Genomic DNA, 23,424 nt, shown 5'->3' with positions numbered 1-23,424 from the left:
CACTGGATGCGCAACGCAGGACGCCAGATGAACATCGTTGTGATCGGCCACGGCATGGTGGGCCACAAATTTCTCGAGCAGCTGCATGCCCTGGGGGTGGCAGATGCGAACGTCACCGTGCTGTGCGAGGAGCCGCGCGCCGCCTACGACCGTGTTCACCTGTCGGAATTCTTCTCCGGCAAGAGCGCCGAGGACCTGAGCCTGGTGGCGCCCGGCTTCTTCGAGGCCAGCGGCTTCACGCTGCGCCTGGCGGCCAGGGCGGCAGCCGTGGAGCGGCGCGAGCGCACCGTGACCACGGCCGATGGCGAAGTCATCCCCTACGACAGGCTGGTGCTGGCCACGGGCTCGGCGCCCTTCGTGCCGCCCGTGCCGGGGCGCGACCGGCCGCACTGCTTTGTCTACCGCACCATCGAGGACCTGGAGGCCATGCAGGCCTCGGCCGCGAAATCACGCGTCGGCGTGGTGGTGGGCGGCGGCCTGCTGGGCCTGGAGTGCGCCAAGGCCCTGCGCGACCTGGGCCTGGAGACCCATGTGGTGGAGTTCGCCCCGCGCCTGATGGCCGTGCAGGTGGACGACGGCGGCGGCCGCGTGCTGCGCAGCAAGATCGAGGACCTGGGCGTGCAGGTGCACACGGGCCGCAATACGCTGGAGATCACCGACGGCGCCACGGCACGCCACCGCATGGTGTTTGCCGACGGCACGCACCTGGAGACGGACATGATCGTCTTCTCCGCCGGCATCCGCCCGCGCGACGAGATCGCGCGCCAATGCGCCCTGGCCATAGGCCCGCGCGGCGGCGTGGCCGTGGACGACCATTGCCGCACCAGTGACCGCAGCGTCTACGCCATTGGCGAATGCGCCTCCTGGCGCGAGCAGACCTTCGGCCTGGTGGCACCCGGCTACGACATGGCGCGCGTGGCGGCACGCCACATTGCGGGCGAGGCCGAGGCCGCCTTCGGTGGGGCCGATCTCAGCACCAAGCTCAAGCTCATGGGCGTGGATGTGGCCAGCATCGGCGACGCACAGGGCAAGACGCCGCGCAGCCGCAACTACCAGTTCATCGACGAGCGCAAGCAGGTCTACAAGAAGATCGTGGTCAGCGAGGACGGCCGCCAGCTGCTGGGCGCCGTGCTGGTGGGCAATGCCGATGAGTACGGCACGCTGCTGCAGATGACGCTCAACAGCATCGCGCTGCCCGAGGAGCCGGAGTTCCTCATCCTGCCCTCCAGCGACGGCAAGGCCAGGCCCGGGCTGGGCGTGGACGCCCTGCCCGACACGGCGCAGATCTGCTCGTGCAACAACGTCACCAAGGCGCAGATCTGCGCGGCTGTGGGCGAAGGCGCCTGCACCATGGCCGAGCTCAAGTCCTGCACCCAGGCCGGCGCCACCTGCGGCGGCTGCGTGCCGCTGGCCACCCAGGTCATGAAGGCCGAGATGGCCCGGCGCGGCATGGCCGTCAACAACCATGTCTGCGAGCATTTCCCGCACTCGCGCCAGGAGCTGTACCACTTGGTGCGTGTGGGCGGCATCAAGACCTTCGACGAGCTGCTGCACCGACACGGCAAGGGCCTGGGCTGCGATGTCTGCAAGCCGCTGGCCGCCAGCATCCTGGCCTCGTGCTGGAACGAGTTCGTGCTGCAGCCCCAGCTGGCCAGCCTGCAGGACAGCAACGACTACTACCTGGGCAACATCCAGAAGGACGGCAGCTACTCCGTGGTGCCGCGCATGCCCGGCGGCGAGGTCACGCCGGACGGCCTGATCGCCGTCGGCCAGGTGGCCAAGAAATACGGCCTGTACACCAAGCTCACGGGCGGCGCCCGCGTGGACCTGTTCGGCGCGCGCGTGGAGCAGCTGCCGCTGATCTGGGAGGAGCTGATCGCGGCCGGCTTCGAGTCCGGCCATGCCTACGGCAAATCGCTGCGCACCGTCAAAAGCTGCGTGGGCTCCACCTGGTGCCGCTACGGCGTGGACGACAGCGTGGGCCTGGCCGTGCAGCTGGAAAACCGCTACAAGGGCCTGCGCGCGCCGCACAAGATCAAGTTCGGCGTCTCGGGCTGCACGCGCGAATGCGCCGAGGCCCAGGGCAAGGACGTGGGCGTTATCGCCACCGACAAGGGCTGGAACCTCTACGTCTGCGGCAACGGCGGCATGAAGCCGCGCCATGCCGAGCTGATCGCCTCCGACCTGTCCAAGGACAGGCTGCTGCAGCTCATCGACCGCTTCCTGATGTTCTACGTGCGCACGGCCGACCGCCTGCAGCGCACCAGCACCTGGCGCGAAAACCTGGAAGGCGGCCTGGACTACCTCAAGGACGTGGTGGTCAACGACAGCCTGGGCCTGGGCGCAGAACTCGAGGCCCAGATGCAGCATGTGGTGGACACCTACCAGTGCGAGTGGAAGACCGCCGTCACCACGCCCGAAGTGCGCCAGCGCTTTCGCAGCTTCATCAACAGCGACCAGCCCGACGAGCACATCGTCTTCGTGCAGGAGCGCGGCCAGATCCGCCCGGCGCGCGCCGAGGAGCGCAGCGAGGCCACGGCCTGACACCCCCTAGAGACCCGCGACAAGGACCCGCCATGGCACATGCCTCCCAAGAACACTGGCTGCCCGTTTGCGCCACCCAGGACATCGTCCCCGACACGGGCGTCTGCGCCCTCGTCCAGGGCCGCCATGTGGCGGTCTTTCGCATCGGCGACGACCGCTTCTACGCCATAGACAACGTGGACCCGCGCTGCGGCGCCAGCGTGCTCGCGCGCGGCCTGGTCGGCAGCCTGGGCGAGCGCGTCGTCGTCGCCTCGCCCATCTACAAGCACCACTTCGACCTGTCCACCGGCGAATGCCTGGAAGCGCCCGAGCACTCCGTGCGCGTGCATGCGGTGCGCAATGAGAACGGGCAGTTGATGGTGGCGCTGCACTGAGATTCGTGCGGAGCACAGCCGCGCAGGAAGGTCCTGCGTGCCTAGCTTCCCACACCATCCCTGCGCCGTTGCCACGCTGCAAGACCGGCCACGCCGCCCATCAGCGCCAACAGCGCAGGCCACCCCAGCAGCGGCACCGCCACCGGGCCGGGCTGCGGGGGAATGTAGGGTTGCATGCTCCAACTGCCTTGGGCAGGCGAAAAAGTGAATCCTGTACCACCAGCAAGCACCTGCCTGCACACATTGCCATTCAACAAGACGCATGTGGTGTCCGAATGGTCACCAGCGATGTCCCCCGAGCCTGAGGCGATATTGAAAACGTCCACCGGCTGGCCTGGGACATGGGGCGCAGCAGGTGAAACCATCGCCAGGTTCCAGGCAGTGATATTGCCGCTGCCATCGGTAGAAACCTTGAAGCGCGGCGGATCACCGATCGAAATACCAGCCAGGATCTGTGCATTGGCCTGCGTATAGGTATTCACGCCGTCGCTGAACGACCAACTGCTGATCGGGTAGGACGTTCCCGGGCCGATGACGATGTCCGTCTGGCTGGCCGGCAGGGACGCAGGCAGGACCATTGAGCCGCTGATGCCCATGGCGGTGGTGTAAGGCGCATGGGCATCGTTGTAGTTGACGCCCGCATAGGTGTACTGGGTATCTGCCCATGCAGATCCAAGGCCTGAGAAGGAAAGGCATACGCTGGCAACTAAAGGCCTTATTCTCATCAATCTTTCCTTCAGTGGCTGAATGAAGATAAAAACAGAATCAATGAAGCAACTATTCCAATCCATTGCCTCGAGAAGTCACGTCAAAAATATATCCTGGAAATTTCATGGATCTCAATTGATTTAATCAATAGAAAGCCACGGCCAATTAATGACTGGCGAGCGTTTATGTCTGGAGCATGTCGTCCACTTTTGCGTGCCCGAGACGTTCGGGGGTGCCGAGCCGGGAAAGCGGCCGCCCATGTTTGATGCCTCGCCTGCGCCGTGATCGAAGCGTCCGCACTGGAATGCGAGATGGCGCTGCACTGGGTTCGTCAGCTGCCCATGGCGCGGACCCCTGACAACCGGCCCGACGGTACCCGGGACTGCGGGCTCAGGCGTAAAAGGACAGCAACGCCAGGCACACGATGACCACGATGGCCGCCGTGATGACCATCACCCTGAAGCCGCCGTCGCTGCTGCGCAGCAACCGCAACTCCAGCAGGGCCGCACCCACCCGGGCCATCCAGAAACAAAGCAGTTCCACCATGGGCGCAGCATAAGCGGCCCGGCAGATCAGGTGCAGGGCGTGGAAAATGCCGGCGAGCGCCTTGGCATCGCAGGCCATCCAGATGTCGTGAAGCCCGTTACCCACAGGGAGATTTATGGAACAGATTCGGGAACAGTCAGCTGGCAGCAGGCCAGCCACCAAGAGGAAAAGAATCCTCATGGTCTGCACAGGGAACATCTGCCGCAGCCCCACGGCCCACGGCGTGCTCGAGAAAATGGTGGCCGACGCGGGCCTGGCGGGCCGCATCGAAGTGGACTCCGCAGGCACGCACGGCTACCACGTGGGCGAGGCACCCGACCGCCGCTCCCAGGCCCATGCCGCGCGGCGCGGCTATGACCTTTCGCAGCAGCGCGCGCGGCAGCTGCGGGCCGAGGACTTCATGGCATTCGACCAGGTGCTGGTGATGGATGGCGCCAACGAATCCGCCGCGCGCAGGATCTGCCCCGAGTCCGAATGGCACCGCGTACAGCGGCTGACGGACTTCTGCACCGAGCACTCCGCACGCGAAGTGCCCGACCCCTATTACGGCGGCGACCGGGGTTTCGAGGACGTGCTGGACCTGGTGGAGGACGGCTGCAGGGGGCTGCTGGCCACGCTGGGCATGGCGCCGCGCAAACATCGCACTGGCTGATTGCAAGACTGGCCTGGCGCCTCTACTCCTCCGCCACCACCACCCTCCCCTTGCCCGCGCGCTTGGCCGCATACATGGCCTCGTCGGCGCGCTGCAGCAGCTGGGTGGTGTTTTCCCGGGCGGCATTGAGGGCGATGCCGATGCTGGCGCCGACCTGGACGGTGGCACCGTTTTCCAGGCGGATGGGCTGGCAGATGGAGGCCAGGCAGCGCTGCATGGCCTGAAGGGCGTCGTTGGCCGAGGCCAGTTCGCCCAGCAGCAGCACGAATTCGTCTCCACCCATGCGGGCCACGCAGTCGGTTTCGCGGGCCTGGGTAGTGAGGCGGCGGGCGACGATGCGCAGCACTTCGTCGCCGGCATCGTGGCCTTCGGTATCGTTGATCTGCTTGAAGCCGTCCAGGTCCATGAAGCAGACGGCCAGTTGCCCCGGTCCGCAGGCCTGGGCCAGTTGGCGCTGCAGCCGGGCCTGCAGTGCGCGGCGGTTGGCCAGTCCGGTCAGCACGTCGTGCAGCGCCTGGTGCTGCGCGGCTTGCTCGTCACGCTTGAGCGCGTCTATGTCCACGAAGACCCAGATCGATTCGCCATCGGCCAGGCCTGCGCCGCTGACATCGACCCAGAGCAGGCTGCCATCGCTGGTCTTCAGCTGCATCTGGGCATGGCATTTGCCGCTGGAGCGCAGTGCGCCATAGGCCAGCTCGCCGGAGCGTTCATAGGTTTCCTCATCCGGGTAGAGGATGCGCGCCGAGGTGCCCTGCAGCTCGCCGGCCGGGCGCTTGAGCATGCGCTGCAGGGCCTGGTTGGTCCACAGCAGCCGGCGCTCGCGCAGGCGGGCGATGCCGATGAGGTCGTTGTCCATGAACAGTTCCTGCTGGCGCAGCAGCTCGGCAAGCCGGATGCGCGCCACGCGCTCGCGCTGCTGCAGCAGGTAGAGGCTGACCGAGCCCAGCGCGATCAGTGCCATGCTGAGGCCCGTGAGTGCCCAGGCGCGCCAGGCCGATGCACGCCATGCGGCCAGGTAGCTTTGTGTGCCCAGGCCCGTGAAGACGGTCAGGGGATAGCCGGCCAGCCGCTGGTAGGCCGTGATGCGCTCCACGTCGTCCATCACCGTGGGGGTGATGTACCAGCCGCTGTCCCGGTTGCCGGCCAGGGCGTGGTGGTACTCGCTGGAGACCGCAGAGCCGCCAATGCCGGCCACGGACCACGGATCGGCCGCCGAGTAGCGGGCCACCAGCAGGTCCTTGTCCGAGCGCAGCGCAATGGCGCTGTCGGGCCCGAAGGCCTGGCGACGAAACAGCGACTGGAAATGCGTGGCCGAGACCACGGCATAGACGATGCCCTTGAAATCCCCGTCCCCGGACTGCAGCCGGCGTGCCATCACGATGGCCCATTTGTTGAAGGAATGGCTGACCAGCGGATCGGAGATCACCATGCGGTCGGAGTGGCGCGCGCGCTCGAAGTAGCTGCGGTCGGCCACGGAAAACGGGGGCTCTTCCTCGTTGGCCGTCAGCAGCACCTGGCCCTTGGCGTCGGTCACGCGCAGCGCGGTGACAAAGGGCAGCAGGGCACGCTGCTCCTGCAGGATTTCATAGAGGGCGAGGGCCGCCACATCGTCGCCGTCCAGGCCCCGGCTGCGGTAGCGGCCTGCCACGGTGGCCAGGGCGTTGTCCACCAGCCGCATCTCGGCCGTCAGCTCCAGGCTCAGGCTGCGGGCCTGGTTCTGGGTGACAGCCACGCCCAGGTCCAAGTCGGCCTGGTGGTTGGCGCGCAGGCTCAGCCAGGTGGCCAGGCCCAGCAGGCCGGCGACCAGCAGGTTGCCAAGCACCAGGCGCCGCAGCACCTTGTCAGAAAGAAGCGTCTTCATGGCGCCGGGTGTCCCTTTCCGTCTGGCTGGATGAGCGTCCGGGTGGATGGAGCCGCACATTTTTAGCACAAGGACGGGACGATCCAGACAAGGTTTTGACCGATGGCAACGGCGCTCGCGCCGCTGGCGTACCTTCACCTCCGCAAGAATGGTCGCTGCCTGGGCCAGGGCGGGGGCCGCTGCGCAAAGGCCTGTTGCGCCGGCCTCCTGAGAAAGTGCAGAGCCGTCATGCAGCCTGCAGGATCTGGCGCAGGTCGGCTGCGCAGTCCTGTGCGTCCTGCTCATGGCGGAACGCCACGCGCAGCCGGCCCTCGGGATCGAAGACATAGGTGATGGCCGAGTGGTCCATGGTGTAGGACGCACCCGTGGGCACCTTCTTGTAGAAGACCTTGAATTCCCTGGCGACCTCGGCCGTCTGCGCCTCGTCACCGCGCAGCGCGACAAAGCCGGGATCGAAGGCGCCCACATAGGCCTTGAGCACCTCGGGCGTATCGCGCTCGGGGTCGATAGTGATGAAGGCCACGGCCAGGCGCTGGCCATCGGGCCCCAGCAGCTGGCGTATTTCCAGGGCGCGCGTCAGCGCCGTGGGGCAGACATCGGGGCATTGGGTGAAGCCGAAAAAGACCATCAGGGCCTGGCCCTTGAAGTCGGCCAGCGTGCGCTCGCGGCCATCGGCATCGCGCAGGCGGAAGTCCCGGCCGTACTGGGCGCCGGTCAGGTCTATGCCCTTGAACGGTACGGCGGCGGGCTTGCAGCCGGCCAGCAGCGCCAGTGCGGCCAGGCCGCCGCCAAGGCAGGCACGGCGAGACAGGGCGACGGAAGCAACGGATGGGCGGATCGAAGAAAAATCGGCGGCACGCTGCGGCGCCGCATGGCAATCGGAACGGAACATGGCATCCCTGCGTGGAATCTTGGCGAAGCCGCACCGCCAAGGCTGCGCCCGGCCGGTGCGGCAATGTTCTGAGACAGGCCAGCGGCCAGACAGCGCAGGACAGCGCTGCAAGCAGCCAAGGGCTCAGGCGATCAACAGCAACAAGGGAGGCCCGCGCGGCGGCAGCGGCGCGCCGACCAGGGAGGCAATGCGGGCAGAGACGATGGGCTGCAGCGCGCGGCCCATCGGCTGCAGTTGCGCCCAGGAGGGAGGGACATGCGCCGGCGGCGGCGTCACCGCCAGGCACAGAGGGCAGTCCAGCGAATGCTGGGCAGACACCGCCTGTCCTTCTTCACCGTTGACCACGACCAGCCTGACGCTGCCGCCAGCCGTGCAGACCAGCTCCATGGCCTGGGGGTGCACCAGGGGCGATGCAATGGCCAGGCCCAGCGTCAGCGCGAACCACGCCATGACCAGGCGGGCCAGTGGGACGGAGTTGCGCAGGGCTTGCATGGCTGGGGATTATGGGGGCAGGCCGTCACAGGGCCACGCCGACCTCGTCGCAGGCGGCCCAAAACCGGGCCGGGTCGCGCACTTGAAAGCGCTGTCCGCCGCGACGCGCCTGCACGATGCGGTCCAGCCGGAAGGTGCGCACGCCCTCGCGCTCGCAGTCCCAGGCCAGCAGGTACCAGAACGGCCAGGCCAGCAGCAGACATTGCGGCTCCACCACGCGCTCGCTGCGGCGCTGGCGTCCGTCCAGGTAGGTCAAGGCCAGCATCCATTGCTGTGCAAAAGCCTGGTAGACGCTGGCGCGCGCCTCCACGCCCTGCGCACGCTCGCGCAGCGAAGCCTGGACTTCGACGGACACCGGCGAGGCCACGCGGATGCGCTGGCGCAGTTGCGCGATATCTGCGCGATCGGCCGGCGCAAAGCAGCGCGCGAACTGGCGGCGCAGTTCGCCATGACGCCCCGCCAGCGACAGGCCCAGGGCTTCCGACAGCGCCAGGGACATCAGCAGCTCCAGCGCGTCGTCACCCCGTAGCGTCACGCGGCCGGAGGGCCAGCGATGGACCACGCGGACACCGCCGCCCCTGCCCGAGGAGCTGTCCAGCTCCCAGCCCTGCTGCCTGAGCAACGACAGGTCGCGCGCCAGCGTGCGCTGGCTGACGCCCAGTTCCTCGGACAGCGCCGCCACGCCGTGCACGGCGCCATCGGACAGGCGCTGGGAAAGGGCTTCAAGCCGGGACAGACGGGCGGGCAGCGTGCGCGGTTTCATGGCCGGCATCATGGCGCAATTGACAGCCATTGAATGGCAGCGATGCAGGGACCATGGGCGGCATGTTCAATCCACGGAGAAATGCCATGCAAGTCATCGAATGGGCAGCGTTCAGCCTGCTGCCCGGTGTGACGGAAAACACCCTGCTGCAAGCCGCCAGCGCCATGCAGCACCAGTTCCTGGATGTGCAGGGCGGATGCCTGTCACGCCATCTGGTCCAGCTGGGCCAGGGGCGCTATGCGGATGTCGTCACCTGGCAATCACAGGAGGCGGCCCGTGCCGCCCTGGCGCAGGCCGGCCGGTCGGCTGCCTGCGCGGCCTACTTCGGGCTGATGCGCGTGGAGCATCCTCCCTTGCTGGGCGCCAGCGTGTTCAGCCACGGCGGGGAACATGGGCTGCCGCAGGGCATGGAGTTCTCGTTGTTCCGGCTGCGCCCCGGCGCCGATTCCCATGCCTTGGCCGCCGCCGCGCACCGCATGGCCGATGGCCTGTACCGGAATGAGCCCGGCTTCACGGCCCATGGCGTGATGCGCAGCGCCCACGACCCCGGCCTGTATGCCGACGTGGTGCTGGCCGACAGCGCCGGCCGCGCCCACCAGCTGTGCAGCAAGTGGGGCCAGGGACCGTTCGATCCGGCCTGCCAGGACTATCTGGAACTGATCGCGCCGGGGTCGGCACAGCTGCAGTTCTGGGACAGGGTGGCCTGAGCGCCGCCATCGCCGCGCCTTGGCCGGATGCCGGATATGCGTGGTATCCGTATCCGCCAGCCTGCACCGGCCATCCCATAATCGCCTTTTCCCCAAGCAGTGACCGCCATGTCGAAACTCCATGTTGTGCAGCAGGGCCAAGGCCCGGCCCTCGTTCTGAGCCACGCGCTCGGTTGTGACCTCCAGATGTGGGACGGCGTGGCCCAGGCCCTGCAAGACCGCTTCACCGTGGTGCGCTACGACCACCGGGGCCATGGCCGCTCGCCCGCCATCGGCGAGGCCTTCGACATGAACGACCTGGCCGACGACGCAGCCGGCGTGATCGAGGCGCTGGGCCAGGGGCCGGTGCACTTCGTGGGGCTGTCCATGGGCGGCATGACGGCCCAGGCCCTGGCCGCGCGTCATCCGGCGCTGGTGCGCAGCATCACCATCGCCAATTCGGCCAGCTACTACGACGAGGCCGCGCGCGCAGGCTGGCAGGCGCGCATTGCCACGGTGCGCGCCCAGGGCGTGGCCGCGATTGCCGATGGCGCCATGCAGCGCTGGTTCACGCCCGAATTCCGCGCCGGGCAGGCCGCCCGAGTGGCAGCCTTGCGCGCCGGGCTGGAGGCCACGGCGGCCGCGCCCTATGCGGCGGCCTGTGCGGCCGTGGGCGGCATCGATCTGCGCGAGAGCAACCGGCGCATCGCCTGCCCCGCGCTGGTCATTGCAGGCAGCCGCGACGAGGCCACGCCCCCTTCCCTGTCCGAAGACATGCAGGCGCAGATTCCGGGCGCGCAGCTGGTGTCGCTACCCGCCGCGCATTTGAGTGCCGTGGAAATGCCGGTGGAATTTGCGCAGTTGGTGAGCGACTTTGTCGCGCAGATCCGCTAGATCTGCCGTCCTGCCCGGACGGAATGGTCGCTGAGCGACGCCGCTAGCAGGCCGGCATCACGGCCGGCAGATCAACTCCGCCACTTCCATCAGCAAGGCCTCATCGATCTGCTCGCGCAGGTCCACGGCCAGCCTGCGCCGGTAGAACACGCCCAGGTCCAGCCCCACGCCCAGCGCGCGGATCTGCACGTCGCCCGCGCGCTCGTGCCGGGCGATGACCTGGCGCAGGTGCTGGTCCAGGTAGTGCTCGTCGTTGGCCTGGTGCGTAGCCGTGTCCATGGGGCAGCCGTCCGAGATGACGAGCAGGATGCGGCGCTGCGCGGGCCGCGCCAGCAGCCGCTCGCAGGCCCATTCCACGGCCTCGCCGTCCACGCCCTCGCGAAACAGGTCGGGCCTGCGCAGCGCGGCAATGCCGTGGCGGGCGTGGCGCCAGGGTTTGGCGGCGTCCTTGAAGACGATGTGCAGCCGCTCGTTGAGCCGGCCCGGTATGTGGGGCTGGCCCGCGCGCTGCCAGTCGCGGCGGGCGCGGCCGCCGTTCCAGGCCTGGGTGGAAAAGCCCAGCACGTCTACCGGCACGCCGGCCATGGACAGCGCGCGGCCCAGCAGGTCCACCAGCAGGGACAGCGGGCGCGCATGCGCCTTCATCGAGCCCGAGCAGTCCAGCAAGATGGCCACGGCCGCATCGCTGACGGGGTGCGGCAGCTCGTTCCTGAAGATGGCGCGCTGCTGCGGATCACTGACCAGTTGCGCCAGCCGGCTTGCATCCAGGTGTCCATCCTCCAGGCCGAACTGCCAGCCGTCGTGGCGCGGCACGGCCAGGCGCTGCTGCAGGTGGCGGGCCAGCCGGCCCGCGTGCAAGCCGCTGCGCGCCAGTTCCTCATCCATCTGCTCGCGGAACTCGGCCAGTTGCGCGGCGCGGATCAGCTCGGCCGCCTGCGCCTCGCGGTCATAGGCGCGCGTGAACACGCGGTAGCTGTGGGCCGAGCCGGCCCAGGCGCGGCTGTCGCCGCTGAGCGCCACGGGCGGCGCATCCAGGCTTTGCGATTCAAAGTGCAGCGGCAGCGCGAAGCTGCCCCGCCGGCGCGGCCCGCCAGCGCCGCGCGGCGCCTCTTCCTGGGCTGACCGCACGGCCTGGCCCACCCAGCGGCTGATGGCCAGGGCCGGCGCAATGAAGGCCTGCTGGTCCTGCCGGTGGCGGCGCAGCAGGGCCCACTGCGCGCCCAGTTGCGCGGACAGGCCGGCGCGCGTAGCCTCGGCCAGGTCGGCCAGGGCATCGGGCGGCTCATGGCCGCTCAGGCGGCTCCAGGCGGTCAGCGCCACGGTGAACAGCAGGATACCCAGGCTGCTTTCGGTCAGGCCCGAATCGGCAAAGGCCTGGCTCCAGTGCACAAAGCGCGCATGCAGGTTGTCGCGCGCGCCGGGCCATTCCTCGGGCGCCAGGCTTTCCACGCGCAACTGCTCCAGCAGTTCGAACACCAGCCGCTCCACCGGGTCGCCGGGCAGGTGGCGCGCGTGCAGCGCGGCATCGCTCAGGCGCAGGCGCAGGCTGGCACCGTCGAGCAGGCCGCGCTGGTCGGCCAATCGGGCCGGCACATCGGCCTGGTGGGCCGCTGCCAGCACCACGGGCGCCGTGCCCCGGTACAGCGTCTGCCCGCTCCATTGCAGCGAGGCATCGCCCGCCATGGCGCGCAGCAGCGCGCCGCCCCAGGCCTCCATGCGCGCCAGCGAGGGGGATGCCTCAGCAGGCATGGGCGGGCTCGTCGCGCAGCGCCAGTTCCTGGCCGAAGCAGCGCTGGAAGTACTCGGCCACGATGGCCCGCTCGGCCGGCTCGCACTTGTTGAGGAAGGACAGCTCGAAGGCCAGCCGCAGGTCATGGAAGATCTGCGCGTTCTCGGCCCAGGTGATGACGGTGCGCGGCGACATCAGCAGCGACAGGTCGCCCACCGCAAAGCCCTTGCGCGTGAGCGCGGCCAGCGCCACCATGGCGGCCACCTGCTCGCGCCCCTGCGGCGTGGCCAACTGCGGCACGCGCGCCAGCACGATGGCGGCTTCCTCGGCCGGTGCCAGGTAGTCCAGGCTGGTGACCAGGTTCCAGCGGTCGAGCTGGGCGTGGTTGAGCATCTGCGTGCCGTGGTACAGGCCGCTGAGGTTGCCCTGGCCCAAGGTGTTCATGGTGGCGAAGAGGCGGAACTGCGCATGCGGCTGGAGCACGCGCTTTTGGTCCAGCAGGGTGAAGCTGCCCTCGCGTTCGAGCACGCGCTGGATGACGAACATCACGTCGGGCCGGCCCGCGTCGTATTCATCGAAGACCAGGGCCACGGGCCGCTGCAGCGCCCAGGGCAGGATGCCTTCCTGGAACTGCGTGACCTGGCGGCCCTCCTGCAGCACGATGGCGTCCTTGCCCACCAGGTCCAGCCGGCTGATGTGGCCGTCGAGGTTGACGCGCACGCAGGGCCAGTTCAGCCGCGCCGCCACCTGCTCGATATGGGTGGACTTGCCCGTGCCGTGCAGCCCCTGGATGACCACGCGCCGGTTGTGCGCAAAGCCCGCCAGGATGGCCAGCGTGGCCTGCGGGTTGAAGCGGTAGGCCGGGTCCACGGCCGGCACATGCTCGCTGCGTTCGGCAAAGGCCGGTACCTGCATGTCGGTGTCCAGGCCGAAGGTCTCGCGCACGCCAAGCGTGCGCGTGGGATGCATCAGGGTCAGCTCAGTCATCGTCAGGGGCTCCCGGGGGGACTTCGTCGTTGATGCGCGCAATCGCCTCGGCCGCCGCGCGCAGTTGGGGAAGAAAGGACAGCGCCCGCTCGCGCGGGAAACGCATGATGGGCGCCTGCACGGCCAGCCCCATGTTCGAGGGGCCGCCCTGGATGGAGGGCACGAGTACGCCCAGACACAGCAGGCCGGGAAGGAATTCCTCGTTGTCGAAGGCATGGCCCTGGGCGCGCACCTGGTCCAGCTCGGCGTCCAGCGCGTCGAAGGCCGTCAGCGTGTTGCCCGTGAAGGCCTCCAGCGGCACGGCCGACAGCAGCCGCCTGCGCTGCGCGGGCGCCATCTGGCTCAGGAACAGCTTGCCCGTGGCCGAGCAATGGGCCGGCACGCGCGAGCCCGGGTGCAGATAAAAGCGCAGCGGCGCGGGCGTCTCCACCCGGTCCAGGTAGAGCACCTCGCTGCCCGAGAAGGCGGTGATGTTGCAGCTCTCGCCGATATCGCGCACCAGTTGCGCCAGCACCGCGTGGCGCGCGCCATGCGTGGTGTTGTTGAGCAGCACGCTTTCGGCCAGCCGCATCAGGCGCCGGCCCGTGCCGTAGTGCCGGCCATTGCCCTCGCGCTGCAGGATGCCCGCGCCTTCGAGCTGCTGGAGCATGCGGTGCATGGTGGGCTTGGGCAGGCCTGTCTCCTCGACCATGGTCTGCAGCGTGAAGGGCTCGTTCTTCTGCGCAATGGCCTCCAGCAGCGCGAACAGCCGCAGGTTGGGGGTATCGCCATCAATACGGGCAGGGACAGGGTCTCGGGTGTTCATGGTGTTGGCCATCATATGTTTTTCAATTTTTCGAGTCAATTTGTTCCGAAAAAAGAAATTTGTTTGACATCCAGGCGAAATCACACCTAGACTTGCGCCGTAATTTCTTTTTTCGGAACTTAAAGTTCCATTTTCAAGGAGACAACATGACTGCAGCCAACAATCGTACGGTGGTCGAAGGCGTCCAGAAGATGACCCCTTCCGAAGCCTTTGTGGAGACCTGCGTGGCCAACGGCGTCACGGAGATGTTCGGCATCATGGGCTCGGCCTTCATGGATGCCATGGACATCTTCGCGCCCGCCGGCATCCGCCTGATCCCCGTGGTGCACGAGCAGGGCGCGGCCCACATGGCCGACGGCTATGCGCGCGTCTCGGGCCGCCACGGCGTGGTGATCGGCCAGAACGGCCCCGGCATCAGCAACTGCGTGACCGCCATTGCTGCCGCCTACTGGGCCCACAGCCCCGTGGTCATGATCACGCCCGAGACCGGCACCATGGGCATGGGCCTGGGGGGCTTCCAGGAAGCCAACCAGCTGCCCATGTTCCAGGAGTTCACCAAGTACCAGGGCCATGTCTGCAACCCCAAGCGCATGGCCGAGTTCACGGCCCGCTGCTTTGACCGCGCCATCTCCGAGATGGGCCCCACCCAGCTGAACATTCCGCGCGACTACTTCTATGGCGAAGTGCAGTGCGAAATCCCCAAGCCCATGCGCGTGGAACGCGGCTCGGGCGGCGAAAACAGCCTGCAGGCCGCCACGGAACTGCTGGCCACGGCCAAGTTCCCCGTGATCCTGGCCGGCGGCGGCGTGGTCATGGGCGATGCGGTCGAGGAGTGCAAGCAGCTGGCCGAGCGCCTGGGCGCACCCGTGGTCACGGGCTATCTGCGCAATGACGCCTTCCCCGCCAAGCACCCGCTGTGGGCCGGCCCGCTGGGCTACCAGGGCTCCAAGGCCGCGATGAAGCTCATCGCCCAGGCCGACGTGGTGATCGCGCTGGGCTCGCGCATGGGCCCCTTCGGCACCCTGCCCCAGCACGGCATGGACTACTGGCCCAAGAACGCCAAGATCATCCAGGTCGAGGCCGACCACACCAACCTGGGCCTGGTCAAGAAGATCTCGGTGGGCATCCACGGCGACGCCAAGGCCGTGGCACGCGAGCTGGGCCGCCGCCTGCAGGGCCAGACCCTGGCCTGCGACGCCACCAAGGCCGCGCGCGCCGACACCATCGCCACCGAGAAGGCCGCCTGGGAGAAGGAGCTGGACGAGTGGACGCATGAGCGCGACCCCTACAGCCTGGACATGATCGAAGAGGCCAAGGGCGAGCGCACGCCCACGGGCGGCAAGTACCTGCACCCGCGCCAGGTGCTGCGCGAGCTGGAAAAGGCCATGCCGCCGCGCGTGATGGTCTCCACCGACATCGGCAACATCAACTCCGTGGCCAACAGCTACCTGCGCTTCGACGAGCCGCGCAGCTTCTTCGCGCCCATGAGCTTCGGCAACTGCGGCTATGCCCTGCCCACCATCATCGGTGCCAAGTGCGCGGCGCCCGACCGCCCGGCCATCGCCTACGCCGGCGACGGCGCCTGGGGCATGAGCATGGTGGAGATCATGACCGCCGTGCGCCATGACATTCCCGTCACGGCCGTGGTCTTCCACAACCGCCAGTGGGGCGCGGAGAAGAAGAACCAGGTGGACTTCTACAACCGCCGCTTCGTGGCCGGCGAGCTGGAAAGCGAGAGCTTCGCGGCCATTGCCAGCGCCATGGGCGCCGAGAGCATCGTGGTCGACCAGATCGAGGACGTGGGCCCGGCGCTGCAAAAGGCCATCGACCTGCAGATGAACCACGGCAAGACCTGCGTGATCGAGGTGATGTGCACGCGCGAACTGGGCGACCCGTTCCGCCGCGATGCGCTCTCCAAGCCCGTGCGCTTCCTCGAAAAGTACAAGGACTTTGTCTAACCCCCTGAGGCGCTGACGCGCCTTCCCCCTCTCTACCCGCTGCGCGGGGGAGGGGGACGACACCCTCGGTGCGGGGCGGCCCTTCCTCGGTGTCCCTGGGATGGGCCGCGCCGGTTTCATGCGCCTGGGTGAAGCGCAAGGCCCTCGAAAGCCGATTCCCAGATTCCCTGCGTTGCTCGCGCCGGGCCCTGTACTTTCCCGCAGGAGCTTTCATGGTCCCCCCACTTTCACTTGCCGTGGCCGCCGATGATGCGCCCGCCACGCCCCGTCCCCATCTCCAGCACTTGCTCGACCAGGCCAAGGCGCAAGGCCCCATTCCCGTGGCCGTGGCCTATCCCTGTGATGCGGGCTCGCTGCAGGCCGCCATGCAGGCCGCGCAGGCGGGCCTGATCACGCCGCTGCTGGTCGGCCCCGAGGCACGCATCCGGGCGGCGGCCCAGGCGGCCGGGCTGGACCTGGCGGGCGCGTCCATCCACTCCACCGCCGACGATCCACGCGCGGCGGCTGCCCAGGCGGCGGCGCTGTGCGGCAGCGGCCAGGCCCGCGCGCTGATGAAGGGCAGCCTGCACAGCGACGAGTTGCTGGGCGCCGCCGTGGCGCGTGAGGCCGGCCTGCGCGGCAGCCGCCGCGCCAGCCATGTGTTCGTGATGGACCTGCCGGGCTTCGAGCGCCCGCTGCTGATGACCGATTGCGTGGTCAACATCTTCCCCACGCTGATGGACAAGCGCGACATTGCGCAGAACGCCATCGACCTGGCCCGTGCCATCGGCATTGCCCGGCCGCGCGTGGCCGTGCTCTCGGCGGTGGAGACGGTCAACCCCGCCATTCCCGGCACCATCGACGCGGCCGCGCTGTGCAAGATGGCCGACCGGGGGCAGATCAGCGGCGCCATCCTTGACGGGCCGCTGGCCTATGACAACGCCATCTCGCTGCGCTCGGCGCACCACAAGGGCATCGTCTCCGACGTGGCCGGCCAGCCCGACGTGCTGTTGGTGCCCAGCCTGGAGGCCGGCAACATGATCTACAAGCAGCTGGTCTACATGGCCGACGCCGAATGCGCGGGCCTGGTGCTGGGCATGCGCGTGCCCATCGTGCTGACCAGCCGTTCGGACTCCGTGGCCAGCCGCATTGCGTCCTGCGCGCTGGCCGTGCTGGCCAGCGCGGCGGGCGGCAAGGAGCAGTCATGAGCCAGGTCCAAGCACAGGTGGCTGCGCAGGCGCCCGTGCCGCGCATGCTGCAGTGGCTCAGGCTCCTGCCCGGCACGGGCCTGTCGGGCGTGATCGCGCTGGCGGCGACCTTCGTCTCCACGCTGCATGGCGGGCCGCAGCTGCTGTTCGCGCTGTTCTTCGGCGTGGCTTTCCACTTCCTGAGCCAGGACGCGCGCGCCAAGCCGGGCATCGAGTTCTGCGCGCGCGGCGTGCTGCGCCTGGGCGTGGGCCTGCTGGGTGCGCGCATCACGGCCACGCAGATCGCGGGCCTGGGCTGGACCACGGCGCTGATCGTTATCGCCGCCGTGGTCACCACGCTGCTGTGCGGCACGCTGCTGGGCCGGCGCCTGGGCCTGACACGCCCGCAGGGCGTGCTGTCGGGCGGCGCGGTGGCCATCTGCGGTGCCTCGGCGGCGCTGGCCATCTCGTCGGTGCTGCCGCGCGACAAGGACAGCGACCGCTTCACGCTCACCGTGGTGGTCACGGTCACCGTGCTGTCCACGGCCGCCATGGTGCTGTATCCGCTGGTGGCGCGCGCCTTGCATCTGCCGCCCGAGCTGGCGGGCCTGTTCATCGGCGGCACCATCCACGATGTGGCCCAGGTGGTGGGCGCGGGCTACACCATCGACCAGGCCACGGGGGACTACGCCACCATCGTCAAGCTGTTCCGCGTGTCCATGCTGGCCGTGGTGGTGGTCATGGTCTCGGCCCTGTTCAAGCGCCAGCGCGAGGCGGCGGCCGAGCAGCACCACGGCAAGAAGCCGGGCCTGGTGCCCTGGTTCCTGTGGGTGTTCGTCGCGCTGGTGGCCATCAACTCGCTGGGCTGGGTACCGCCGGGCCTGCAGCACCAGTTGAGCGACCTGTCGCGCAACTGCCTGGTGCTGGCCATTGCGGCCCTGGGCCTGAAGACCTCGTTCCAGCAACTGGCCCAGGCCGGCTGGCGGCCTTTTGCACTGCTGGTGGTGGAGACGCTGTGGATGGCGGCCTTCGTGCTGATCGCCATCGAGATCGAGATGCGCTGACGCCTGCACAGGCATTGCCGCAAGAGGCCCGCCCTGCGCGGGCCTTTGTCATGGCGCCACACATCGCTTGATGGGCATGCACCAAGATGATACATTTGCACACAAATTTTTGATCCACATCAACGCCCTACCGCGCCGTGAACGTTTTTCGCAAGCAAGCCGGCAGATTCCGCAGGCTGACCGCCACCCAAGTCCTCACCCTGCTGCGCAATCAGCAACCCCGGCAAGCCGCCCTGCTGCGGCTGCTGCCCTGCCTGTCGATGCTGGCCGTGTGCGCGGTGCTGCTCGATTCCCTGCTGCCCATTCCGCTGTGGGCCATCGCCAGCCTGACCGTGGTCATGGCCGCCTACATCGCCCACAACTGCCAGTCCTTTGTCGCCACCCAGCGCAGAAAGTCCACGCTGCGCCATCTCGCGCGCTCCTGCCTGCTGCACGCCGGCTGAAGCACAAGTGCCCCTGGGTGCCGGGCGTCAGGCACCGCCTCTGGCATAGGCCGTCAGCGCCTGGGCCACGGCCTTGAAGACCACGGCGCAGCGCTCGCTCTTGCGCAGGTCCTCGTGCATGGCCACCCAGGTATCGAGCTTCCATGAAAACGCCTGGGGCAGCACCCGCACCAGGCCCGGCTCCCGGGCCGCCAATGCCGACTGGCACACGCCAATGCCAAAGCCCGCGCGGATGGCGCCCAGCTGGGCCAGGTCGCTGTCCGAGCGCAGCGCCATGCCTTCGCGCGTGAGCATGGGAAACTGCTGCTGCATCTTTCGGATCAGGGCGCTTTCATGGTCGAAGCCGATGAGCGAATGCCCGGCCAGGTCCTCCAGCGATTCCGGCACGCCGCGTGCGGACAGATAGCTTTCATGGGCATGCAGCCCCAGCTCGATGGCGCCGATATGGCGTGCCACCAGCGCCTCCTGCTGCGGCCGGAACATGCGCACGGCCACGTCGGCCTCGCGGCGCAACAGGTCGTCCACCGCGTTGGACAGCACCAGCTCGATGCCCAGTTCAGGGTGTGCCGCGCGCAATTGCGCAAGCACAGGCGGCAGCACCTCCACGCCCACCACCTCGCTGGCCGTCAGCCGTACCGTGCCGCGCACGCCCGAGCCATGGCTGGCCGCCACGCGGCGCAGCGCGGCCGCCGTCGCGGCCATGCTGGCTGCATAGGGCTGAAGCTCGTAGGCCGCCTCCGTGGGCGCGAAGCCATCGGATGAGCGGGTGAACAGTTGCAGGCCCAGCGCCGACTCCAGCCCGTCGATGTGGCGGCCCACGGTCGGCTGCGCCACACCCATGGCCCGGCCCGCCGCTGACAGCGACCCGGACTCCAGCACCTGCAAAAAACTGCGATACCACTCCCAGTGGGGTTCCGACATCACTCATCCATTCATTTATGCATGGACACCAGAGAATTCTAGGCAATTTTCTTTTTGCAGCGGGTTGCTGACACTGAGGCTGTCACCACAGGACCCAGCCCATGCCATCCATTGCACTCTTCGGCGCCGCAGGCGCCATCGGCCAGAGCCTGGCCGCCGCGCTCAGACAACAGGGCCGCGCCTACCGCGTGGTCGGCCGCAGCGAAGCCAGCCTGCGCCAGACCTTCGGCGCCGACCCGCTGGCCGAGATCGTCCCCTGGAACCCGGACAGCACCGGCTCCGTCGAGGCTGCCGCCCACGGCGTGGACACGCTGGTCTACCTGGTGGGCGTGAACTACTGGCAGTTCGCATTGCATCCCGAGCTCATGCGCAGGACGCTGGACGGCGCCATTGCCGCCGGCGTGCGCCGCATCGTACTGATCGGCACCGTCTATCCCTATGGAAAGGCGCAGGCCCATGCCGTGAAGGAAGACCATCCACGCAACCCGCATACCTTCAAGGGCCGCATGCGCAAGGCGCAGGAAGACCTGCTGCTGCAGGCCCACGCACAGGGCCGCATCGAGGCCACCGTACTGCGCCTGCCCGACTTCTACGGCCCGGGCGTGCACAACAGCCTGCTGCACGGAGCCTTCGAGGCAGCGGCCCGTGGCGGCCGGGCCGACATGGTCGGCCCGCTGGACCGGCCGCATGAGTTTGTCTATGTGCCCGATGTGGGCCCCGTCGTGGCGCGCCTGATCGGCACGCCGCAGGCTTTCGGCAAGGTCTGGCACCTCGCCGGCGCGGGGGCGATCACGCAGCGCGACGTCGTCTCGGAGATCGAACGCCTGACCGGCAGGCCGTTGAAGCTGCGCGTTGCAGGAAAGACCGCGCTGCGCCTGGCCGGCCTGTTCAACCCCTTCATGCGCGAGCTGGCCGAGATGCACTACCTGCTGACCGATCCGCTGATCATGGAGGACTCCGCCCTGCACGCCCTGCTGGGCCCCATCGCCAAGACGCCCTATGCGCAGGGCATATGCGCAACGCTCAACGCCGCCATGGCAAGTGCCGACTCACACTTGGCTGCGGCCTGAGCCTGGCCTGCAGCCCGAAAACAAAAAAGCCCTGACAGCAAAACTGTCAGGGCTTTTGTCTATCTGGCAGGGGAGGAAGGACTCGAACCCTCGCATGCCGGAATCAAAATCCGGTGCCTTTACCAACTTGGCGACTCCCCTAGAAGACCTAAATTCTAATACGTTTTTTTGGCCCGAAATCCAAAACTCCAAAAATTTCGACACCGCCAAAGTTGTCTTCATGGCGCGGCCAGGGCTCCCTCAAGACAGCGGAGTATCGCCTCCCGCCCCATCGCCGTGAAACAGCCAATGAAGACAAACACGGACTCCGAGACCCTGGCCCCATGCAGGCTGGCAATGCGCAAGCGCCCACCCACCACGTGGACTTCCTGGACGCTGTCCTGCCCGCCCAGCCGCACGATGCCCTTGGCCCGCAACAGGGGGACAGGCAGCGTACGCAGCGCCTGCCGCAACCGCTGCCGGTCAAAGCAGCGGCGCGTTGCGTAGGAAAAGCTGCCCACATCGGCCATGCCGGCCATGTTCCCGGCCTGGCTTTTCCAGGAGCCGCCCGCTTGCAGCAGGCCTTGCGCGCGGCGTGGCGAGGCAGCCGCATCAATGAACACGGCCAGCGGTATCTCGCCATGGCGGGCCGCCAGCACCACGGCACCGGGCGCCATGCCGGCCACCCGCGCGGCCACCTTTTCGGTGGCACATGCGCCGGCCAGATCGGCCTTGGTCAGCACCAGCGCCGTCGCGCCCGAGATCTGGCGGCGGACCATGTCGCCGACCAGCGGGTCGCACAGTTGCTCATCGACGGCCTGGACATCCACCACCACCAGGATGGCGTTGAGCTGCAGCGCGGGGTCGAGCATGCCGACCTGGGCGATGCGCACGGGGTCGGAGACGCCGCTGGCCTCGATGACCAGCAGGTCCGGGCGGTCGGGCCGCGCGCCCACGGCGGCCAGGGCCTCGGCCAGCCGGCCGCCGATGGAGCAGCAGATGCAGCCGTTTTCCAGCTGCAGCACGTCGCTGCTGCGTGTGCGGATCAGGGCGGCGTCGATGTTGATCTCGCCGAAGTCGTTGACCAGCACGGCCACGCGCAGGCCATCGGCACGCTCCAGCAGCCGGTTGAGCAAGGTGGTCTTGCCCGCGCCCAGATAGCCGCCCACGACGACCATGGGAACGGGCGCCCGCTGCGCCGCGGCGGCCGGCGTGCTCATGGCGCTGACCCGGGCGCGGGGAAGATGCGGCCGCCCAGCACGGTGCCCCAGACCTTCACGTCCTTGAGGGCCGCTGGCGCCACCGCGCGGGGATCGTCCTCCAGCACGGCGAAGTCCGCCAGCTTGCCGGGCTCGATGCTGCCCACGCGCCGCTCCAGCTTGAGGGTGCGGGCCGCGCCCATGGTGATGGCATGCAGGGCATCGTCCACCGACAGGAGCTCGGCCTCGCCCAGCACGCGGCCTGAAGCGGTTTCGCGCTGCACGGCGCACCAGGCGGTGAACAGGGGGTGGATAGGGGTGATGGGCGCATCGGAATGCATGGCGAAATCCATGCCCAGGCGCCGCGCCGTGCCCGCTGCGTTCATGCGCGAGGCCCACTGCATGCCCACGGTCTGCTCGGCGTGGGCATCGCCCCAGTAATAGAGATGGTTGGAGAAGAAGTTGACACACATTCCCAGGCGCGCGGCGCGCTGCAGCTGGGCGCTGCTGGCCAGCTGGCAGTGCTGCAGGGTGTGGCGATGGTCGGCGCGCGGGTGCCTGGCCAGCAGGTCCTCGATCACATCCAGCACCACCTCGGTGGCCTCGTCTCCGTTGGTGTGGATATGCAGTTGCAGCCCGGCCAGGTGGAAGGGCTCGAACAGCGCGGGCAGCTGCGACGGGGGAATCAGCCACAGGCCGTTGGGCTGCCCGCCCGCGTAGCCGGGAGCGCGCAGGCGCGCGGTGAAGCCCTGGATGGAGCCGTCCACGATGAACTTGACGGGGCCGAACTGCAGCTTGTCGCTGGCCGAGGACGCCGCTGCAGCATGCACGCGCGCGGCACCGCCTTCCGGGTTGCGCTGCGGCGCGAAGGCCGGGACGATGCGCAGCGGATAGGCCGCGTCGCCCGTGACTTCGCGCAGCGCGGCCAGGCCCTGGGGCGAGAGATCGCTGACCAGGTCGGTGGCCGTGGTCACGCCCGCGAGCTGGGCCACGCGGCCGAACTTCCAGATGGCCTCGCGCTGCTCGGCAGCGGCCAGCGACAGCGCGCTGCCGATCACCTTCTGCACGGGGTACATGGCGGCGAATTCCTGCAGCTCGCCCGTGGGCTGGCCCTCGGCGTCCTTGTGGATGCCGTCGATGTCGGTGTCCTCGTCAATGCCGGCCAGCGCCAGCATGGCCGAGTTCACATTCATCAGGTGCACGCTGGCATGCAGGATGACGATGGGCCGCGTGGCGGAGACACGGTCCAGCTCGCGCACCGACAGCCGGCTGCTGCCGAAGAGGATGGGATCGAAGCCCCAGGCCAGCAGCGTGGCCTGCGCATCGGGCAGGGCACGCTCGGCCTCGGCCAGGCGCGCCAGCACGGCGTCCAGCGTGCGCAGGCCGGGCCACAGGCGGCCCTCGGGATCGCGCCGATCGAAGTAGCCCAGGTACACAGCCTCCCACATGGCGCCTTCCATCAGGTGGCTGTGCGCCTCGATCAGGCCGGGCATGAGGACCTTGCCGTGCAGGTGGTCGATGCGTTCGGCCTCGGGCCAGGCAGCCATGTCGGCCTCCTGGCCAACGGCCAAGATGCGGCCGCCCTGCACGGCCACATGGGTGGCCTGCGGCTGGGCCGGGTTCATGGTGAGGATGGTGCGCGCCACAAAGACCTGCGTGCGCGCGTTCTCGTCGTGGTTCATGGTGGTGGT

At 68.4% G+C, this 23,424-nt stretch carries 22 protein-coding genes and 1 tRNA gene; 10 read left to right on the top strand and 13 right to left on the bottom strand.

The window, feature by feature from the left end; all coding sequences use genetic code 11:
* Positions 1–27: 27 nt before the first annotated feature.
* Together nirB and nirD are read left to right on the top strand one after the other, a co-directional pair.
* Positions 28–2,544 (top strand): nitrite reductase large subunit NirB, encoded by a 2,517-nt coding sequence (nirB, locus tag ACF8ML_RS15650; protein WP_026063040.1) that lies wholly within the window; start codon positions 28–30, stop codon positions 2,542–2,544.
* 32 nt (positions 2,545–2,576) lie between these two features.
* A complete protein-coding gene (nirD, locus tag ACF8ML_RS15645) occupies positions 2,577–2,918 on the top strand; it encodes a nitrite reductase small subunit NirD (RefSeq protein ID WP_016454319.1) in 342 nt (113 codons plus the stop codon).
* Positions 2,919–2,959: 41 nt separating this feature from the next.
* Here the strand turns inward: nirD and ACF8ML_RS15640 are convergent, their stop codons facing one another.
* The gene (locus ACF8ML_RS15640; RefSeq protein WP_254788042.1) at positions 2,960–3,709 is read right to left on the bottom strand and encodes a hypothetical protein; all 750 of its coding nucleotides are present in this window, start codon (positions 3,707–3,709) and stop codon (positions 2,960–2,962) included.
* 307 nt (positions 3,710–4,016) lie between these two features.
* The gene (locus ACF8ML_RS15635) at positions 4,017–4,250 is read right to left on the bottom strand and encodes a hypothetical protein (RefSeq protein ID WP_392407356.1); all 234 of its coding nucleotides are present in this window, start codon (positions 4,248–4,250) and stop codon (positions 4,017–4,019) included.
* 100 nt (positions 4,251–4,350) lie between these two features.
* Between ACF8ML_RS15635 and ACF8ML_RS15630 the strand changes: the two genes are divergently transcribed.
* Positions 4,351–4,824 carry a low molecular weight protein-tyrosine-phosphatase gene (locus ACF8ML_RS15630; RefSeq protein ID WP_016450068.1) on the top strand — a complete coding sequence of 158 codons (474 nt, stop codon included), beginning with the start codon at positions 4,351–4,353 and terminating at the stop codon, positions 4,822–4,824.
* A 22-nt stretch (positions 4,825–4,846) separates the two neighbouring features.
* On the opposite strand, the gene ACF8ML_RS15625 is transcribed toward ACF8ML_RS15630, so the two are convergent.
* From ACF8ML_RS15625 to ACF8ML_RS15610, 4 genes are all read right to left on the bottom strand, one after another.
* The gene (locus tag ACF8ML_RS15625; RefSeq protein WP_016450069.1) at positions 4,847–6,685 is read right to left on the bottom strand and encodes a diguanylate cyclase domain-containing protein; all 1,839 of its coding nucleotides are present in this window, start codon (positions 6,683–6,685) and stop codon (positions 4,847–4,849) included.
* Positions 6,686–6,911: 226 nt separating this feature from the next.
* Positions 6,912–7,577, bottom strand: coding sequence for an SCO family protein (locus tag ACF8ML_RS15620; RefSeq protein WP_392407355.1), 666 nt, complete (start codon positions 7,575–7,577; stop codon positions 6,912–6,914).
* 123 nt (positions 7,578–7,700) lie between these two features.
* Positions 7,701–8,069, bottom strand: a complete 369-nt coding sequence (locus tag ACF8ML_RS15615) for a DUF2946 family protein (RefSeq protein WP_016450071.1) — start codon at positions 8,067–8,069, stop codon at positions 7,701–7,703.
* A 25-nt stretch (positions 8,070–8,094) separates the two neighbouring features.
* Positions 8,095–8,832, bottom strand: a complete 738-nt coding sequence (locus ACF8ML_RS15610; protein WP_241150422.1) for a YafY family protein — start codon at positions 8,830–8,832, stop codon at positions 8,095–8,097.
* Between the two features lie 86 nt (positions 8,833–8,918).
* Between ACF8ML_RS15610 and ACF8ML_RS15605 the strand changes: the two genes are divergently transcribed.
* Positions 8,919–9,539 carry a hypothetical protein gene (locus ACF8ML_RS15605; protein WP_026063043.1) on the top strand — a complete coding sequence of 207 codons (621 nt, stop codon included), beginning with the start codon at positions 8,919–8,921 and terminating at the stop codon, positions 9,537–9,539.
* Positions 9,540–9,647: 108 nt separating this feature from the next.
* Positions 9,648–10,412: an alpha/beta fold hydrolase gene (locus tag ACF8ML_RS15600; RefSeq protein ID WP_126312787.1), complete on the top strand. Its 765-nt coding sequence runs from the start codon at positions 9,648–9,650 to the stop codon at positions 10,410–10,412.
* A gap of 57 nt (positions 10,413–10,469) precedes the next feature.
* On the opposite strand, the gene ACF8ML_RS15595 is transcribed toward ACF8ML_RS15600, so the two are convergent.
* The 3 genes from ACF8ML_RS15595 to ACF8ML_RS15585 are packed head-to-tail and all read right to left on the bottom strand — an operon-like array spanning position 10,470 to position 13,948.
* Positions 10,470–12,161, bottom strand: a complete 1,692-nt coding sequence (locus tag ACF8ML_RS15595; RefSeq protein ID WP_392407354.1) for a cobalt chelatase — start codon at positions 12,159–12,161, stop codon at positions 10,470–10,472.
* Positions 12,151–13,128 (bottom strand): AAA family ATPase, encoded by a 978-nt coding sequence (locus ACF8ML_RS15590; protein WP_013803829.1) that lies wholly within the window; start codon positions 13,126–13,128, stop codon positions 12,151–12,153. Before ACF8ML_RS15590 ends, ACF8ML_RS15595 begins: the two co-directional genes overlap by 11 nt.
* Positions 13,121–13,948, bottom strand: a complete 828-nt coding sequence (locus ACF8ML_RS15585) for an IclR family transcriptional regulator (protein WP_392407353.1) — start codon at positions 13,946–13,948, stop codon at positions 13,121–13,123. The genes ACF8ML_RS15590 and ACF8ML_RS15585 overlap by 8 nt, the downstream gene beginning before the upstream one ends.
* Positions 13,949–14,079: 131 nt before the next feature.
* On the opposite strand from ACF8ML_RS15585, the gene xsc reads away from it, so the two are divergent.
* The 4 genes from xsc to ACF8ML_RS15565 all read left to right on the top strand — a co-directional run bounded on the left by xsc (position 14,080) and on the right by ACF8ML_RS15565 (position 18,564).
* Positions 14,080–15,891, top strand: coding sequence for a sulfoacetaldehyde acetyltransferase (gene xsc / locus ACF8ML_RS15580; RefSeq protein WP_392407352.1), 1,812 nt, complete (start codon positions 14,080–14,082; stop codon positions 15,889–15,891).
* Between the two features lie 212 nt (positions 15,892–16,103).
* Positions 16,104–17,078: a bifunctional enoyl-CoA hydratase/phosphate acetyltransferase gene (locus ACF8ML_RS15575; RefSeq protein ID WP_016450078.1), complete on the top strand. Its 975-nt coding sequence runs from the start codon at positions 16,104–16,106 to the stop codon at positions 17,076–17,078.
* The gene (locus ACF8ML_RS15570; RefSeq protein WP_016450079.1) at positions 17,075–18,121 is read left to right on the top strand and encodes a YeiH family protein; all 1,047 of its coding nucleotides are present in this window, start codon (positions 17,075–17,077) and stop codon (positions 18,119–18,121) included. The genes ACF8ML_RS15575 and ACF8ML_RS15570 overlap by 4 nt, the downstream gene beginning before the upstream one ends.
* Positions 18,122–18,258: 137 nt before the next feature.
* Positions 18,259–18,564: a hypothetical protein gene (locus ACF8ML_RS15565; RefSeq protein ID WP_016450080.1), complete on the top strand. Its 306-nt coding sequence runs from the start codon at positions 18,259–18,261 to the stop codon at positions 18,562–18,564.
* 27 nt (positions 18,565–18,591) lie between these two features.
* Here the strand turns inward: ACF8ML_RS15565 and ACF8ML_RS15560 are convergent, their stop codons facing one another.
* Complete coding sequence (locus ACF8ML_RS15560) at positions 18,592–19,485, bottom strand: LysR family transcriptional regulator (protein ID WP_016450081.1); 894 nt, start codon at positions 19,483–19,485, stop codon at positions 18,592–18,594.
* Positions 19,486–19,586: 101 nt separating this feature from the next.
* On the opposite strand from ACF8ML_RS15560, the gene ACF8ML_RS15555 reads away from it, so the two are divergent.
* Complete coding sequence (locus ACF8ML_RS15555; protein ID WP_343740219.1) at positions 19,587–20,555, top strand: NAD-dependent epimerase/dehydratase family protein; 969 nt, start codon at positions 19,587–19,589, stop codon at positions 20,553–20,555.
* A 64-nt stretch (positions 20,556–20,619) separates the two neighbouring features.
* Here ACF8ML_RS15555 and ACF8ML_RS15550 read toward each other — a convergent pair.
* From ACF8ML_RS15550 to ACF8ML_RS15540, 3 genes are all read right to left on the bottom strand, one after another.
* A tRNA-Gln gene (locus ACF8ML_RS15550) sits at positions 20,620–20,696 on the bottom strand.
* 77 nt (positions 20,697–20,773) lie between these two features.
* On the bottom strand, positions 20,774–21,754 hold the full coding sequence (locus ACF8ML_RS15545; RefSeq protein ID WP_209672571.1) for a GTP-binding protein: 981 nt from the start codon (positions 21,752–21,754) through the stop codon (positions 20,774–20,776).
* Positions 21,751–23,415 (bottom strand): amidohydrolase, encoded by a 1,665-nt coding sequence (locus ACF8ML_RS15540; RefSeq protein WP_392407351.1) that lies wholly within the window; start codon positions 23,413–23,415, stop codon positions 21,751–21,753. The genes ACF8ML_RS15545 and ACF8ML_RS15540 overlap by 4 nt, the downstream gene beginning before the upstream one ends.
* Positions 23,416–23,424 lie beyond the last annotated feature (9 nt).

Origin of the sequence: Delftia sp. WSY_10, from assembly GCF_043104705.1 — a bacterium.
Taxonomy (GTDB): Bacteria; Pseudomonadota; Gammaproteobacteria; order Burkholderiales; family Burkholderiaceae_C; genus Comamonas; species Comamonas tsuruhatensis.
The sequence above is the reverse complement of the archived record's forward strand: the minus strand, read 5'-3'. Positions and strand labels throughout refer to the sequence as shown.